The organism is Burkholderia sp. AU4i, from assembly GCF_000466765.1.
In the GTDB taxonomy this organism is placed as follows: domain Bacteria; phylum Pseudomonadota; class Gammaproteobacteria; order Burkholderiales; family Burkholderiaceae; genus Burkholderia; species Burkholderia cepacia.
This window is the reverse complement of the sequence record NZ_ASSI01000255.1, coordinates 1-1271: the sequence shown is the minus strand read 5'-3', so window position 1 is coordinate 1271 and position 1271 is coordinate 1. Positions and strand designations below refer to the sequence as shown.

Genomic DNA, 1271 nt, shown 5'->3' with positions numbered 1-1271 from the left:
GCGGCCGCGAGCGCGGCGGCGTCGGGGTTGGCGGCGGCGTTCGTGGTCGTATCGTCGGTTGCGTCGTCGTCATCGGTCGCGGACGGCTTCGTGCCGGCGGCCGGCTTCGACGAAGCCTGTTTCGTCGAAGCATCCGGCACGCCGGCATTCGACGAATCGCGACGCGTGACGACGCTTTGCTTCAGCGTCTGCGCGAACGGCACGGCGGCCGTGGCATCGTTGCCGGCGGCGGTGCCGGACGAGCCCGAGCCGCGGGCGGCCTGGATTGCGGTGCCGGCGGTGTCGAGCAGCGCGCCGAGCAGGGGCAGGGGAGGCATGACGTTCTCTCGTTCGAATGCGGTGGTCGGTTACGACGAACGGGCCGCGTCGGCCCGCATGCGCAGGATCTTCGCGGCGTGTTCGTCGGCATCGCGCTGCTCGCGCCGGGCTTCGCGCTTCGCTTCCTGCGCGACGCCGCGCGCCTGCAGGATTTCATACGAGCCGACGGTGCGTTTCTTCTGTTGCCAGTTCGGGCGTGCTTCGTCGATACGGACTTCGGCCGCCGCCAGCACGCTGCGCTGCTGCGCGATCGCGGCGTCGAGCGTGTCGATGAACGCCTGGAAATTGCGCCAGTTGCCGGCCGGCATCCCGTGCTGGGCGGATTGCGAGAAGCGCGCGTGGTATTCGTCGCGGTAGCGCAGCAGCGCGTCGAGCTGCTCGGCGGCCGCGGTGCGGTCGCGCTGCGCGGTGCCGAGCTGCTTTGCGGCCGAGTCGAGGTCGTCCTGCGCGCGGTCGAGCAGCAACTGAAGGGGAAAGCCGTGAGCCATCTGGATCAGCCTCCGTAAGCGTCGAACAGTGCATCGAGCCCGGCGAGGCTCGACGCGAACGGCGCGCATTCGCGAAAGCCCTGCTGGAGGAACGCCTCGATGCGCGGATAGAGCGCGATCGCGCGGTCGAGCTGCGCGTCGCGGCCGGGCGCGTACGCGCCGACCGCGATCAGGTCGCGATTGCGCTGGTAGCGCGACAGCATCTGCTTGAACTGCCGGACGTGGTCGAGATGCGTTTCGTCGATCAGCGCGGTCATCGCGCGGCTGATCGACGCCTCGATGTCGATCGCCGGATAGTGGCCGGCCTCGGCAAGCGCACGCGACAGCACGACGTGGCCGTCGAGGATCGCGCGCGCCGAATCGGCGATCGGGTCCTGCTGGTCGTCGCCTTCGGTCAGCACCGTGTAGAACGCGGTGATCGAGCCGCCGCCCTCCGGCCCGTTGCCGGTGCGCTCGACGAGCGCC

At 70.1% G+C, this 1271-nt stretch carries 1 protein-coding gene and 2 pseudogenes; all 3 read right to left on the bottom strand.

Annotated features, from left to right (window positions below; all coding sequences use genetic code 11):
- A pseudogene (locus L810_RS39475) lies at window positions 1-317 on the bottom strand (flagellar hook-length control protein FliK); the annotation flags it as partial.
- A gap of 30 nt (window positions 318-347) precedes the next feature.
- Window positions 348-806 (bottom strand): flagellar export protein FliJ, encoded by a 459-nt coding sequence (fliJ, locus tag L810_RS39470; protein ID WP_021163734.1) that lies wholly within the window; start codon window positions 804-806, stop codon window positions 348-350.
- A 5-nt stretch (window positions 807-811) separates the two neighbouring features.
- Window positions 812-1271: pseudogene (locus L810_RS39465) on the bottom strand (flagellum-specific ATP synthase FliI); the annotation flags it as partial.